Source organism: Actinoplanes sp. NPDC023801 (assembly GCF_040639655.1).
In the GTDB taxonomy this organism is placed as follows: Bacteria; Actinomycetota; Actinomycetes; order Mycobacteriales; family Micromonosporaceae; genus Actinoplanes.
In genome coordinates this window covers 238,913-253,116 of record NZ_JBFAAI010000009.1, presented here as the reverse complement: position 1 = coordinate 253,116, position 14,204 = coordinate 238,913, and the positions used below count along the sequence as shown (strand labels likewise).

The following is a 14,204-nucleotide window of genomic DNA, read 5'->3' as shown; positions in this document are numbered from 1 at the left end:
GCACGCCGGTTCGGTACACCGGCGTTGCCCGATTCCGGGCCGCGTGATCAGCTGGGAGGACCGCAGTACCGGACGGATCGTCCGGTGGTGCTCGTGTTCGCGGGTGGCATGACGGTGGCGGCCGGAAGTCCCGGCCACCACGAGGACGGCATGACGCCGATCGTGGACGCGCCACCGCCGGAGTCGCGCAGTGAGGTCGCGCCGGCGGACCGGTTGTCCGGTCGCGGCGGGGAAGCCGGCGGTGACGGTGTGGCGGGTGCGGGCCTCAGCTCGCTGCCGGGCGGCCGGTGGCCGCTCGGCGCCACCGACGACGGTTCCGGGCCGCCGGTGGTCTCGCTCGCCCGTTGCCCGTCCGGCGGCGCGGGCGTACGACACGAGACCGGCCCGGCCTTCCCGTCCCCCGTCGACGGCGGGGTGAGCTGTCCCGGAACAGCCACGGTCGCACCGTCCGGCGGCTCGGGCACGACGGTCACCGCCGCGGACACGGCCTCGGCGGCCGGATTCCGGATCCCCTCGGGCACGGCCGAAGTCGTCAGATCCCGGATCGCGGACACCGTCGCGGCGGTCAGGTCACCAACTCCCCCGGGCACGGCCCGAGCCGCCAGGTCACGAACCCCCGCGGGCACGGCATGGGCGGTCAGGTCACGAACCTCCGCCGGCACCGACCGGGTGGTCAGGTCACGAATCTTCGCGCGCGCGGCGTGGGCGGTCAGTTGGCGAACCGCCGCCCCCGCCGCGCGCGATGTCACCGGCCGGCGCGCGTCCGCCGGCGCCGCCAGGCGCGGGCGGACGGTCGTCCGCGCGACCGGGGCCTTCCGTTTCTGGGCCACCGGTGCCGGGCTCCGCCGCTTCCCGAGCTGCACCGGCGCTGTCTTGCGCTGCTCGGATGGCAGAGTCTCATGCCCGGTGACACGGTGGGCCGCCGTCTTCGCGTTCCGGAGCGCGGTGTCCGTACGCGCCGCGGGTTTTGAGGTCCTGTGGTCTGCCTCGATGACGGCGGGCAGTTTCCGCACGGGGGCCGGGAGATCCGCGGCGCCCGGCCGATCCGGTAGAACTCCGTCGGCGCGTGCGGCCTGGCCGAAGGCGTTCAGCGCGGCGTAGGCGCCGACCGCGAGTCCGATCACGAGCAGGAGCTGAGCGAGGCGGCGTCCCGTCGCTGACGACGTGATCCCGCGCACGGTGCACCTCCCGCCGGCTTGCAAGCCATCGATGAGTCTCTACCCGTAATCGGGGGTTCGACACCGCGCGGTACGAGGACCGCAGATACCGGTTGTCCGCCTCCTGCCCATGCGGCAGCCTGCACGTATGATCGAGACGCGCGTGCTGACGCCGGAGGACTGGACGATCTGGCGGGAACTGCGGCTGGCCGCGCTCTCCGAGGCGGGACATGCCTTCGGTGCCCAGCTCGCGGAGTGGCAGGGCGACGGCGACCGGGAGGAGCGCTGGCGCGCGCGGCTCGCGATTCCGGGCTCGTACAACGTCGTGGTGACCCTCGAGGGCCAGCCGGTCGGTATGGCCAGTGGCATGCGGACCGATCATTCCGGAATCGTCGAGATGATCTCGATGTATGTGGCTCCGCGGGGACGCGGGCGTGGAGCCGGGGATCTCCTCGTGGCGGCGGTGGAGCGGTGGGCCCGGCAGCTGGGAGCGGACACCCTGCGGCTGGCCGTAGTCGAGGGCAACCGGAACGCGTCGGTCCTCTACGAGCGTAACGGTTTCCGCGACACCGGCGAGCAGGGCGGCCTGATGCCCGACGGGATCCGCCGCGAGCGGATCATGGCGAAGCGCCTGGCATGACGTGCGCCGTCAGCCGCGCCAGCGCAGGACCTCGAGGGCGGCGGCGACGTTCAGCGGGTTGTCGGCCAGCGGGCGGGGCAGCAGTCTGTCGGCCCGGTCGAGGCGGCGCTGGACGGTGTTGCGGTGGGTGAACAACCGTTCGGCGGTACGGCTGGTGCTGCACTGCTCCCGCAGGTACGTGGCCACGGTCTCGCGGGTCTCGGTGTCGGCGCGCAGCAGTTCGCCGAGGGTGTCGGCGAGGAACTCGTCGGTCTGGGCGGGTTCGCCGGTCAGCAGCGCCACGAGCTGGATGTCGGCGTAGCGGGCCACGTGCCGCGGTGAGGTGAGCCGGGTCAGCATGCGCTGGGTGCCGGCGGCGTCGAGGTGACTGCGCCGGAAACCGTCGACGTCGGCGCCGGGGCGGCCCACGGCGACCCGGACCTCGGGGTAGGCGGCCAGTTCGCGGGTCAGGCCGTCGGCGGACGGCTCCGAACTGATCGGCAGCCACAGCCAGAGAGCGGCAGCGCTGGCCACGATGGTCAGCCGGCCGGTGGCCCCGCTGATGCGCACCAGCGCCTCGGCGGCCGCTTCCAGCTGCTCGGGTGCCGGCGTGGCGGTGTTCCAGACGATCGCGGCCGTGTGCGGGCCGGTCAGGCGGTAGCCGAGCTGGTTCTCGGCGCGGGCGCGGCTGATCGGTGCGCCTTCCAGCAGCAGCGTGACCGTGGCCCGCCGTTCGGCGTGGGCGCCGCGCGTGAGTTCGGCGCGTTCGGTGTCCATCCGCTCCGACACCGCGGTGATGGTGTCCTCGATGAAGGTGGCGATGGACAGGGCGGAGACGTCGAGGAGCACCTGCAGGTCCGCGGTGTCGGTGGTCAGGCCGAAGCAGATCTGCAGCCATCGGCGCCACACGAAGCTCTGCGCGACGCGGAACGAGTCGAGGACGCCCCGGTCCAGGCCACGGCGTACCAGGTCGCGGGCGGATTCCAGCATCTCCGCGTCGAGGTTCACCGGCACCCGGGTACCCGGCTCACGCAGGTTGGTGGCGGCCCATTGGCGCAGGTTGGCCAGATTGCTGCGCCGGACCGCCGTCTCGAGGGCCGGATCGTCGGCGATCGGGCGCATCCGCGGGCTGCTGAGCGAGGCCTGGTGCAGGCCTTCCAGCCATTCCGGCGGCGGGTCGAGTGCGGCCCGTGCGCCCTGCCGGAACAGCTCGGCGACCCTCGGCGAGATATCCGGCCAGGAGGGGTCGCGAGCAGCATTCTGCACCATGAGGAAAGGCTGACGGTGCGGGTCGCCCCGGCGCAAGTGGCGCTGCCGTGGTCGGGCCGGATCAGGTCGCCGGGGCCGGTTCAGGCGGCCAGCGCCTGTTCGACCCAGCGGCGCAGCACCGCCGCCGGTGCGGCTCCGGCTTGCCGTGCCTTGACGTTGCCGCCGTCCACGACCAGCAGCGTCGGCACCGCCTGGACGGCGAAACGACGTGACAGCGCGGGAGCCCGGTCGACGTCGACCTTGACGAGTTTGACGCGCCCGGCCAGATCACGGGCCACCTGTTCGAGCGCGGGACCGACCGTCCGGCACGGCATGCACCACGGTGCCCACAGGTCGACGACGACCGGCAGCGGTGAGCGCTCGACGATCTCGGCGAAGTCGTTGTCGCCCGCGTCGGTGATCCACGGCAGCGGCTTGCGGCACTTGCCGCACACCGGCGTGCCGGTCGCCACCGGCCGGACCCGGTTGCGCTGCCCACAGCCGGTGCACGCGACGATGTCGGTCACCACGGTTCCAGCATCGCACCACCGGATCGGGGCGGGCTCACCGGGCGAACGGGCCGTTGCCGGTGAAGGCGTACTCGGCGAAGCGGGCGCCGATCCGCTGGTGCGCCTCGGGGCCGGGGTGCAGTCCGTCGGGCAGCGGTAGCTCGGTGGCGTCGTCCGGCCCGTACAGGAAGGTGCCGTCAAGGTAGTGAAGGTTCTTGTCCGCCGCTCTGCGGTCGGCGAGGGAACGCAGCTCACGCCGGATCACCTGCAGCGTCAGGCGGCCCATCGCGGTGTCGCCCGGCGTGCCGGTGGCGGCGAAACGCACCTGACCGCTGCCGATGGAGGCGGGGTCGATGGCGCCCGGCCCGGGAGTGTCCTCGTGGATGCCGCAGAACAACGGCGAGATCAGGACCAGCGGTACGTCCGGATGGCCGTCCCGGATCGTGTCGAGGAACCCGTGGACGGCGGGGACGAAGGTCCGGAGCCGCATCCCGTCGAGGTTGACCACGTTGATTCCGAGTTTGACGCTGATGTGGTCGGCCGGGGCATCGCGGATCACGCGGGCCAGGAACGGGTCGGCGAGCGCGTTGCCGCCGAGGCCGAGGTTGCGCAGCTCGGCCCCGGCCCTGCGGGCGGCGACGGCCGGCCAGATCTCGCTGGGCGCCAGCGCGTTCGAGCCGTGGCTGATCGAGCTGCCGTGGTGGACCCAGAGCGGCCGCCCGGCGTCGTCCGGCTCGATCGGGGCGTCGGCCCGCAGGCCGACCAGTTCGATGCTCTCGTTGTGCGGCAGCCAGATCTCGATCCGGTGGCGTCCGGCGGGCAGGCCGGACACCGTGGTCGTGTGCGCCGGTCCGGCGTGGAAGCCGGTCCGGCCGGTGGCGAGGTCCACCTCGATCCGGTCGCCGCCGCCGAGAACGTCGCGGGCGACCGGCTCACCGTCGGCGTAGACGTCGATGCGACCGCGCGGCCGCCCGGCGCCCGGATAGTCGATCCGGGTCGGGTGGGTCACCAGGTCCAGCCGGGTCGCCGAGGTGCGGAACACGATGCGTACGCCGGACGGCTGGCTCTGCATGGACAGCAGCTGCCCGTCGGGGAACTGTTCGCGTACCCACGTGGGCAGCCGGTGCGGTCGCAGCCCGCGCGCGGTCTGTTCGATCTCGGCGGCGCCGCGGATCAGTTCGTGCGGAAGATTCATCGGGGCTTTCCCTCGGTCGGCCAGGATCGGAGGACAGTGTCGAGCGCGTCGAGCGCACGCAGCCAGGACACGTCGGCGGTGGGCTCGCGGTGGCCGAAGCTGCCGTTCGCCTCGAGGGAGAGGAAGCCGTTGACGGTGGCGGCGAGCAGGCGCGTGGCGTGTACCAGTTCGGTCTCCGGCAGCCGGTAACCGCGCAGCATCGCCAGGGTGAGCCCGGCAAGCCGGGCCGCCTCGCCGGACCGGACGGTCGACTCCGCGGCCGGGCGTTGCAGCGCCGTCCATCGGCCGGGGAAGCGCCGGGCGTAGTCGCGGTGGGCGCCGGCGAAGGCGATCAGCGCCTCCCGGCCGGAGCGGCCACCGATAGCCGGAGCGATCGCGCCGGCCAGTTCGCCGAGGGCCAGCCGGTGCACCCCGGCGAGCAGCGCGGACCGGTCACGGACGTGCGAGTAGAGACTCGCGGTCTGCACGCCGAGGCGCCGGGCGAGGGCGGACAGTGCGAGCGCGTCGAACCCGTCGTGGTCCGCGAGGTCGGCGGCCGCCGTGATGACGGCCTCCGCGGTCAGGTTGGCGCGAGGCATGCACCCAGACTACAGGCAGTAGGCCTGAACCTAAAGTCGTTAGGTTTGTCGGCCGGCGACAGGCCCCGAGGGTGCCCGAGTAAGATCAGGACCGCTCGGACCGCACCCCATCCCGAGGCGACACTTGTCCCCGATCAGCCTGCTGGCAGCCAACTCGGTCCTGCTGTGCGCGATCGTTCTCGGTCTCGGGCATCTGCTCGGCAGTATCCGGGTCCGCGGCGTGGCGCTTGGTGTCGCGGCCGTGTTCTTCGTCGGTCTCGGCATCGGCGCCCTCGACGACCGGCTACGGCTGCCCGACTTCGCCGACCAGTTCGGGCTGGCCCTGTTCGTCTACCTGATCGGGCTGGCCGGCGGGCCGACATTCTTCGCCGCGCTGCGCCGCCGCGGTCTGCGCGACAACGCGTTCGTAGCCGTGGTCCTCACCGCGGCGGCGCTCACCGCGGCCGGCACCGCGGCCGCCTTTCACCTGAGCCCGGCGACGGCGGCCGGGGTCTTCGCCGGCGCCCTGGTCAACGTCCCGGCGCTCGGCAGCGCCCAGGAGGCGCTACGCGCCGTCGATCCGGTCCGGGCGGAAACGCTCGCCAGCGAAGCAGCGGTCGGGATGAGCCTCACCTACGGGTACGGGGTCATCGCCATGATCGGCGCATTGATCACCTATCTGGTGTTCGTCCGGGTCGACTTGGCGCGTGAGGCGGGCGAGAACAGCGGGCTGGCGCCGGCACCCCAGAAACTGATCGAACGGACCGTACGGATCACCCGAGGCGCCGGCGTCAGTGTCGCGGAGCTGACCGCCCAGCTCGCCCGCGACGGCGACGCGTTGCTGGTCCGGCTGCGACGCGACAACCGGATGCACGTGGCCGCGACCGTCGCCACCCTCCGCGAAGGTGACCTGCTGTCGGTCGTCGGCACCCGCGGCGCCACCCGGGACCTCGTCGTACGCCTCGGCGAGAACGCCAGGCCGGCCCTGTCACTGGACCGTGGCACGCTCGACTTCCGCCGGATCACCGTCTCCGACCCCGCCGTGGCCGGTACGTGCGTCGCCGACCTGGATCTCCCGCGCCGCCACAAGGCCCTGATCACGCGGGTGCGACGCGGCGACCACGACCTGATCGCGACACCCGCCACCCGGCTGATGCTCGGCGACCGGGTCCGCGTCGTCGCGCCGCGCGACCGGATGGCCGAGGTGACGGCGCTGCTCGGCGACTCGGACCAGTCGCTGGCCAAGGTCAACTTCACCGGCCTCACCCTCGGTCTGGCGCTGGGCCTGCTGCTGGGCGCGGTCGCGGTGCCGCTCGCCGACGGCGCGACGCTACGGCTGGGTCTGGCCGCCGGGCCTCTCGTCGCGGGCCTGGTGCTGGGCCGCGCCGGCCGGACCGGCCCGATCACCTGGCATCAGCCGAGGTCGACGATCCTGGTCCTTCGCCAGGTCGGCGTCGCGTTGTTCTTCGCCGGCGTCGGCTTGAAGTCGGGCGGCGCGCTGGTACGCGGCTTCTCCGACGGCGACGCCTGGAAGATAATCGGGGCCGGGGCGCTGGTGGCGGCGGGCACCACCGTGGTGTGCATCGCCGGCGGCAGACTGCTGCGCATGCCACTGTCCTGGCTGATGGGCGTGATGGCCGGCATCGACACGAATCCGGCGGTGCTGACGTTCACCGAGGAACGGACCGGCAACGAACTCCCCGCGCTCGCGTACTCGCTGGTCTTCCCGGTTGCGATGGTCCTAAAGGTACTGATCGCCCAGCTCATGATCCTGCTGCTGCTGGACCCCTGACGCTGCGGAGCAGGATGACGCTGTAGGCCAGGATCCACACAGCCAGAGCAGCCAGCCCACGAGGCCGGCCAGGGCCAGCGGATTGACGTCGCCGACGCCGTACGGGCTGGTAGTCGCCGCGCTGAACAACAGGAGCGCGGCCAGCAGGCCGGTGACGGCATGCCAGCGGCGCGTGACGCCGGTGAAGACCACCGACTGCATGAGAACACCGGCAAGACCGGTCAACAGCCATCCATCGGTACGGACACGCGTGTACCGGCCGAAGTGCGCGAGACACCGGCCGCGAAGATCGTGGCCAGCAGCCAGGCTGCCGGCAGCAGGGCCGAGGCGAGCCGCAGGGATACCGAAGCCGAGGCGTGGGTCGCGACGATCTCGTCGGCGGACACGGCCTGTGACGGAGTGGGGTATCCGGCCGCGGTCGGAAGGGGTTCGCCGCGACGAGGATGGCGACGAACCCGATGCCGGCCACACCGGCCAGGCGAGGAAGTTCACACGGGTACCACCGCATCCACCCGATCGGTGGGCCGGACCTCTCGGCCGTCGATGGATGAGAGGGCGTCTCCTTGCGAACTGCGGCGATCGTGGCAGCCGCCGCTCTCGCCACGTTGCTGATCGGCGGCGGCGCGCGGGAACGGTAGCCCCACCCCGATAATCACCGGATGATCGAGAAGGATGCCGCGGCGTGGGGCGCCGGACTCATCGCCGAGACGGAAGGCCTGCTCGCGGCGTGGCGGACCCGCCCGGACGGTGATCCGGCTCTCGAACGGCTGCGGCTGATGCTGCTGGCCCTGGAACGGGAACAGATCGTCTCGAAGGCGTACGACGAGGCATTCATCGCCGAGCGGGTGGCGGACCTACCGGTCCCGCCCGAGGTCCGGGCGCTTGTCCGGCATGCTCTCGTCTGGGCCTGGAAGGACGAGGAGCTGCACACCGTCTACATTCGCGGGCGGCTTCTGGCGGCCCGCCGGCACCGGGTACGCATCTACACGCGCCAGTTCGTCGGCGCCGTCGGCGGCTGGGTGTCGGCGACCCGGCACCACCGCAGGTTCACCCGTTCCCGGCTGGGCTGGCCGGTGGCGACGGCCGTGCTGCTTGCCGGTCGCCTGAGCGGGCAGGTGTCGCGGAACCTGGCGGCGGAGATCTCGTACCAGAGCTTCGCACGGTACTGCGCGCTCAACGAGGCGCTGGAGCGCAGCGCCGAGCTGTGCTACGAGCGACTCATCGAGCTGGCGACGGATCCGGCGGAGCGGCGGCAGATCGAGCGGATCCGGGCCGACGAACAGCGGCACCGCAAGATGTTCGCACTGCTGGCGCGCTCGTTCGACGCCACCGGCGGGCTGGTGTCCGGTACGACTGCCGAGACGATCGCGGCCGGCCTGGCCGCGGTGAGCACCTGGTTCCTGCCGGGCGAGCACCGGGGCGGCTCCGCCGGGCGGTCGCGGCCCGCGGCGGGCGGCCCGGTCTGGGTGGCGCAGCACCCCGGCGTGCCGGCGGATCCCGCGCCCGACGCGACATTGTTCCGGCTGCTCGACGACGCCGGTCTCGGCGCGATGGTGCGGGCACGGCCGGGGCCGGTCGCCATCCGTACCGCCTTCATCCTGGGTTACTCGCGTGCCGACCGTTCGAACATCGTCTCGCCCGCGCTGATCCGGGCGCTGGCCCGGTACGTGCGGGAGCACGGCGCGACGGACGTGGCGGTCCTGGAGGCACCGTCGGTGTACGAGCGGGTGTACGCACGGCGCTCGGTGCATGAGGTGGCCGGATACTTCGGGTTCGACGCACCGGAGTACCGGATCGTGGATGTGCACGCCGATCAGCGGCCGCTGACGTTCGAGCGGGGGATCTCCCAGTCGTCGGCGAGCGGTACCTGGCTGGACGCCCAGGTGCGCATCGTCGTGCCGAAGCTGCGGACCGATCCCCGGCAGGGCGGGCATCTGTGCCTGAATTCGCTGGTCGGTACCGGCACCCGTACCGAACGGACCGTCTACGCCGACCGGGAGCTGGACCACGAGAGCGCGATCATGATGCTGCTCGACGCCTGCCCGCCGGACTTCGCGGTCGTCGACGCGTGGGGGCCGGTGGCGACGGGCCTGTTCGGGGTGATGGGATGCGACCGGCCGGTGACGATGCACCGGCTGTACGCCGGACCGGACCCGGTCAGCGTCGACCGGCAGGTGCTGGCCGACATGGGTGTCGACGACCCGGACGAGGTCCCGATGCTGCGCCGGGCCCGGCACTGGTTCGGCCGTGACATCCGGCCGGCCGCGGTGCACGGTGACGCCGGGCCGATCACCGCGGACCTGCGCCTGCCGGCGCGGCGTGGACTGCGACGGGCCCTGGCCCGGATGGCCTCCCCCATCTACGTCTACGCCAGCCGGTCCGGTGAGGTGTTCGTGCCGGCGATGGACACCGGAGCCTTCCCGCCGCTGCGCCGGGCCGGAGCCGGTACCCGGTTCGTGCGGTGGGCGACGCAACGGGTGTTCGGGCTTCGGCCGCCGCGTTGACACATAGACGCATGTTGTCAAGCGGTAGGCAACAGAAACCCATGAAAAGGCTCTACTTTCGCGCGTGTCGATGAAAGTTCTGAAAGCGGGCTCCGAAGATCTGGACTGTTACACGAAAGAAGCCCTACGGTGACGTGCGCCACATCGCCTCCATTGAGGAGCACGGATGCTCAAGCGGCTCATGATCCTCGGCCTCGTATTCACGACCGGACTTCTCTTCTCCCCACCCGCCCAGGCCGCGCCCCCTCCGCAGGAGCCGGGCGTGACGTTGCGGATCTTCGATGTGCAGACCCCCCTGGACAAGCTCTGCACCCTCAAACCCGCCCAGACGCCGAACATCGACAAGCTGATGCCGACCGTCAACTGGTCCGGCGGTGACTTCGGCATCGAGGACAACTTCGTCGCGCAGGTGCTCGGCAACGTCACCGTCCCGGCGGCGGGCAGCTACACGTTCCGCCTGACCAGCGACGACGGCTCCCGATTGAGCGTCGCCGACACCCTGGTGGTCAACCACGACGGTCTGCACGGGGTGACGTCCAAGGAGGGCGCGATCACCCTGGCCGCCGGCATCCACCCGCTGCGCATCGACTACTTCGAGCGTGGTGGCGGGCAGGCGCTCACCCTGGAATGGCGGGCCCCGGGTGCCTCCGCCTTCACCGTGGTGCCGAACTCGGCGCTGAGCACCGACGCCGGTGTCGTCCGGGTGACGGCGCCCGGCCGCAAGGAGTGCGAGAGCGCCGGGGACTCCCCCGGTGACGGCCTGCCGCTGACCGGCGTGCACCCCGACTACACCCTGACCAACCTGCGGCCCGCCACCTTCCAGCCCAAGGTCACCGGCATGGACTGGTTCCCCGACGGACGTCTCGCGGTCCTCACCTGGGGCGGTGCCGACGACTCCGGTACATCCTCGGCCGGCGAGGTCCACATCCTCGGCAACGCGACCGGCAGCACGAGTCCCGGCAACGTGACGACCAAGAAGGTCGCCGGCGGACTCAAGGAACCGATGGGCCTCAAGATCGTCGACGGCGTGATCTACGTGTCGGAGAAGGCACGGCTCACCCGGCTCGTCGACACCACCGGCGACGGCGTGACCGACCAGTACCAGACCGTCGCGACCTGGCCGTACGGCGGGAACTTCCACGAATTCGCGTTCGGCCTGCTGTACGAGGCACCGAACTTCTACCTCAACCTGTCGGTGTCGATCAACCTCGGCGGCAACACCACGAACCCGCAGCCCGCGCCGAACCGCGGCACGACCGTCAAGGTCAACAAGGACACCGGGGCGGTCTCGTACGTCGCCGGCGGCCTGCGCACCCCGCACGGCATCGGCTGGGGGCCGGAGAACGGCCTGTTCGTCACCGACAACCAGGGCGGCTGGCTGCCCTCGTCGAAGCTGCTGCACATCAAGCAGGACCGGTTCTTCAACCACTACATGACCCCGGCCGGCCCGTTCGACGCCAAGCCGGTGACCGCACCGGTGCTGTGGATGCCGCAGAACGAGATCGCCAACTCACCGAGCACGCCGGTGATGGTCAAGGAAGGCGTGTTCGCCGGGCAGCTGCTGATCGGCGACGTCACCTACGGCGGCATTCAGCGCGCCTACCTGGAGAAGATCAACGGCGAGTACCAGGGTGCCCTGTTCCGGCTCACCCAGGGCCTCGAGGCGGGCGTGTCGGAACTCAGCATCGGACCCGACGGGGCGGTCTACGCCGGTGGCCTCGGCGCCGGCGGCAACTGGGGACAGACCGGCAAGCTGAGCTACGGCCTGCAGAAACTGAGCCCCAAGGGCACCACCACGTTCGACATCCTGGCCATGCGCGCCAAGAACGGTGGCTTCGAACTCGAGTACACCAAGCCGCTGTCCACCGAGACGGCCAACGCACTGGCGGCGCGATACCAGGTGAAGCAGTGGCGCTACCAGCCCACCGCGGCCTACGGCGGCCCCAAGATCGACGAGAAGGCGCTGAACGTCACCTCGGCGACCCTGTCCGCCGACCGCAAGAAGGTCACCCTCACCATCGACGGTCTCAAGGCCGGGCACGTGGTGTACGTCCGTTCGCCGCGCCCGTTCTCGGCGAGCACCGGTGAGTCGCTCTGGAGCACCGAGGCCTGGTACACCCTGAACTCCCTGACCAGCGGCCCGCCGCCGGGCGGCAACACGTACCAGGCGGAGGACGCCGGCCTGGCCGGTGGCGCGGGCGTGGCCACCGAGCACGCCGGATACACCGGCAGCGGCTTCGTGGCGGGTTACGGCACCCAGGGCGCGACCACGACGTTCACCGTCAACGTTGCCTCAGCGGGCACCTACGACGTGGCGCTGCGCTACGCCAACGGCCCGAACCCGTTCACCGGCACCAAGAAGATCAGCGTGTACGCCAACGGCGCCAAGGTGGGACAGACCAGCCTCGCCGACACCGGTGCCTGGGCGAACTGGACCACCAAGACCGAGAGCATCCCGCTCAGCGCCGGGGCCAACACCATCGCCTACCGCTACGACGCCGGCGACGACGGGAACGTCAACCTGGACGCCATCACGATCAGCGGCGGCGCCGGGCCGATCACCGGCACCAGCGGCAAGTGCCTGGACATCAACAACAGCGCCACCGCCGACGGCACCAAGATCCAGCTTTATACGTGCAACAACAGCAACGCCCAGAAGTGGAGCCGGGTCGGCACCTCGTTCCGCGCCCTCGGGAAGTGCCTGGACATCGACAACGGCGGCACGGCCAACGGCACCAAGGTGCAGCTGTGGACCTGCAACAGTTCCGCGGCCCAGATCTGGCAGCCGCAGTCCAACGGCTCGATCCTGAACCCGCAGTCCGGCAAGGTGCTGGACGTCCTCAACGGCAGCACCGCCGACGGCACCCAGATCCACATCTGGGAGTACGTGGGCGCCGCCAGCCAGCACTGGGTGCTGGGCGGTGGCTCCGGCGCGGTGGTGCTGTTCGACGGCGACGACCTGCAGGCCTGGCAGAAGACCGACGGCACCGCGGCGACCTGGCCGCTGTCCGGCGGGTCGATGGAGGTCCTCGGCGGTGACATCCGCACCCGGCAGACCTTCACCGACTTCAAGCTGCACGTCGAGTACCTGCAGCCGGCGCTGCCGTCGAACGTGACCGGTCAGCAGCGCGGCAACAGTGGCATCTACCTGCAGGACCGCTACGAGCTTCAGGTCCTGGACTCGTTCGGCGACACGACGCTCGCCAACGACGAGGCCGGGAGCATCTACCTGAAGAAGGCGCCCGACAGCAATGTCGCGCGGGCGCCGGAGACCTGGCAGACGTACGACATCACGTTCCGGGCGGCGCGTTTCAACAGCTCCGGCGCCAAGACCGAGAACGCCCGGGTGACCGTCGTCTGGAACGGCACCACCGTCCACAACAACGTGGCGATCGACGGTTCCACCGGCGGCGGCGCGGCCGAGGGTGCCACGCCCGGACCGATCCGCCTGCAGGATCACGGCGACGCGGGCGCGAACGTGCGCTACCGCAACATCCGGATCGAGCCGCTCGGGTAACCGGACCGGCCCCCCTGGCGCGTGTCCGCTGCTGTCACCGGCCTGCCGGCGGACGGCAGCGGGCACGCGTCGCCGGCAGGCCGGAACGGGAGGCGTCAGCCGGGAAGCGGCTGGGCCGCCGTCGTGGGGCCGCGCACGACCGGGCCGTCGTCCACCCAGTCGACGCGGTCGAGCCACAGCTGCCGGCCCGGGACGGTGCTGCCGATCGCGTCCGGCGACCAGGCGTGATACAGCAACCAGGTGGTGCCGTCAGCACCGGTGACCAGGTAGCTGTGGCCCGGGCCGGCGGCACCCGCCGACGACTTGAGGATCGGGTTCTCCGCTGCGTCGGTGCACGGCCCCAACGGCGTCGCACACGTGGCGTAGCCGACGGCATAGGCGTCGGTGTCGAAGGCGTTGGCCGAGTAGAACAGGAACAGGCGGTCGTCGTGGCGGACCATCTGCGGCGCCTCGATGACGTGCGCCTGCCACGGCTTGTCGTTGGTCAGCAGCCGCACCCGCTCACCGGTGAGGGCCAGGCCGTCCGGAGTGAGGCGCTGTCCGTACAGGTGAGTCGGTCTGCCGATGTGATTGCCGTCGTTCTTCCAGTACAGGTAGAGCTGACCGTCGGTGTGCAGGTACGGGCTGGCGTCGATCGACCCGCCCTCGTCGTCCTGGCAGATCAGCGGCTCGGGCGACGCGTCGGTGAAGGGCCCGTCCGGTGCGTCGGCGACCGCGGCGCCGATGCACTGGCGGTCACCGCCGGCCCAGCGTGCGGTGTAGTACAGCACGTACCGGCCGGTGGCGGTGCGGACGACCTCGGGCGCCCAGGTGTGGCCCTCGACCGCCCACCGGCCGAGCTGCGGCAGCACGTCACCGCCGGCGGTCCACCGTACGAGGTCGGGCGACGTCAGCAACGGCACGTTCTGCGTGGCGTTGTTGGTGCCGTAGGCGTACCAGGTCCCGCCGGCGTGGATCACTCCCGGGTCGGGGAAGTTCTCCGCGTACACGGGATTGGTGAAGGTGGCGGCCATGGTGGCTCCTTGCGACGGACTCGGGCCGGCGGTGGTGCCGGTGCAGGCGGTGAGCGCGAGCAGCGGCACCAGCAGGATCAGCGGGCGCACCGG

Annotated in this window: 12 protein-coding genes; 4 read left to right on the top strand and 8 right to left on the bottom strand. The window is 71.3% G+C overall.

All coding sequences use genetic code 11. The features are described from left to right. Positions 1–47: 47 nt before the first annotated feature. Positions 48–1,178 carry a hypothetical protein gene (locus AB0G04_RS19155; protein ID WP_360983886.1) on the bottom strand — a complete coding sequence of 377 codons (1,131 nt, stop codon included), beginning with the start codon at positions 1,176–1,178 and terminating at the stop codon, positions 48–50. 127 nt (positions 1,179–1,305) lie between these two features. On the opposite strand from AB0G04_RS19155, the gene AB0G04_RS19150 reads away from it, so the two are divergent. Next, a complete protein-coding gene (locus tag AB0G04_RS19150) occupies positions 1,306–1,797 on the top strand; it encodes a GNAT family N-acetyltransferase (protein ID WP_360983883.1) in 492 nt (163 codons plus the stop codon). 9 nt (positions 1,798–1,806) lie between these two features. Here the strand turns inward: AB0G04_RS19150 and AB0G04_RS19145 are convergent, their stop codons facing one another. The 4 genes from AB0G04_RS19145 to AB0G04_RS19130 all read right to left on the bottom strand — a co-directional run bounded on the left by AB0G04_RS19145 (position 1,807) and on the right by AB0G04_RS19130 (position 5,306). Continuing rightward, on the bottom strand, positions 1,807–3,045 hold the full coding sequence (locus AB0G04_RS19145) for a PucR family transcriptional regulator (protein ID WP_360983880.1): 1,239 nt from the start codon (positions 3,043–3,045) through the stop codon (positions 1,807–1,809). 80 nt (positions 3,046–3,125) lie between these two features. Next, positions 3,126–3,554 carry a thioredoxin gene (gene trxA, locus AB0G04_RS19140; RefSeq protein WP_360983877.1) on the bottom strand — a complete coding sequence of 143 codons (429 nt, stop codon included), beginning with the start codon at positions 3,552–3,554 and terminating at the stop codon, positions 3,126–3,128. 34 nt (positions 3,555–3,588) lie between these two features. Further along, positions 3,589–4,728 (bottom strand): GDSL-type esterase/lipase family protein, encoded by a 1,140-nt coding sequence (locus AB0G04_RS19135; protein ID WP_360983874.1) that lies wholly within the window; start codon positions 4,726–4,728, stop codon positions 3,589–3,591. Continuing rightward, positions 4,725–5,306 carry a WHG domain-containing protein gene (locus AB0G04_RS19130; protein WP_360983871.1) on the bottom strand — a complete coding sequence of 194 codons (582 nt, stop codon included), beginning with the start codon at positions 5,304–5,306 and terminating at the stop codon, positions 4,725–4,727. Before AB0G04_RS19130 ends, AB0G04_RS19135 begins: the two co-directional genes overlap by 4 nt. Before the next feature lie 124 nt (positions 5,307–5,430). Between AB0G04_RS19130 and AB0G04_RS19125 the strand changes: the two genes are divergently transcribed. Continuing rightward, positions 5,431–7,077, top strand: coding sequence for a TrkA C-terminal domain-containing protein (locus tag AB0G04_RS19125; RefSeq protein ID WP_360983868.1), 1,647 nt, complete (start codon positions 5,431–5,433; stop codon positions 7,075–7,077). Here the strand turns inward: AB0G04_RS19125 and AB0G04_RS19120 are convergent. Beyond that, positions 7,027–7,302, bottom strand: a complete 276-nt coding sequence (locus AB0G04_RS19120; RefSeq protein ID WP_360983865.1) for a hypothetical protein — start codon at positions 7,300–7,302, stop codon at positions 7,027–7,029. The genes AB0G04_RS19125 and AB0G04_RS19120 overlap by 51 nt on opposite strands. Next, positions 7,299–7,463: a hypothetical protein gene (locus AB0G04_RS19115; protein ID WP_360983862.1), complete on the bottom strand. Its 165-nt coding sequence runs from the start codon at positions 7,461–7,463 to the stop codon at positions 7,299–7,301. The genes AB0G04_RS19120 and AB0G04_RS19115 overlap by 4 nt, the downstream gene beginning before the upstream one ends. A gap of 273 nt (positions 7,464–7,736) precedes the next feature. On the opposite strand from AB0G04_RS19115, the gene AB0G04_RS19110 reads away from it, so the two are divergent. Continuing rightward, complete coding sequence (locus AB0G04_RS19110) at positions 7,737–9,581, top strand: DUF362 domain-containing protein (protein WP_360983859.1); 1,845 nt, start codon at positions 7,737–7,739, stop codon at positions 9,579–9,581. Positions 9,582–9,747: 166 nt separating this feature from the next. Next, positions 9,748–13,098: a family 16 glycoside hydrolase gene (locus tag AB0G04_RS19105; RefSeq protein WP_360983856.1), complete on the top strand. Its 3,351-nt coding sequence runs from the start codon at positions 9,748–9,750 to the stop codon at positions 13,096–13,098. A gap of 95 nt (positions 13,099–13,193) precedes the next feature. On the opposite strand, the gene AB0G04_RS19100 is transcribed toward AB0G04_RS19105, so the two are convergent. Then, positions 13,194–14,201, bottom strand: a complete 1,008-nt coding sequence (locus AB0G04_RS19100; protein ID WP_360983853.1) for a glycoside hydrolase family 43 protein — start codon at positions 14,199–14,201, stop codon at positions 13,194–13,196. Between the last annotated feature and the right edge of the window lie 3 nt (positions 14,202–14,204).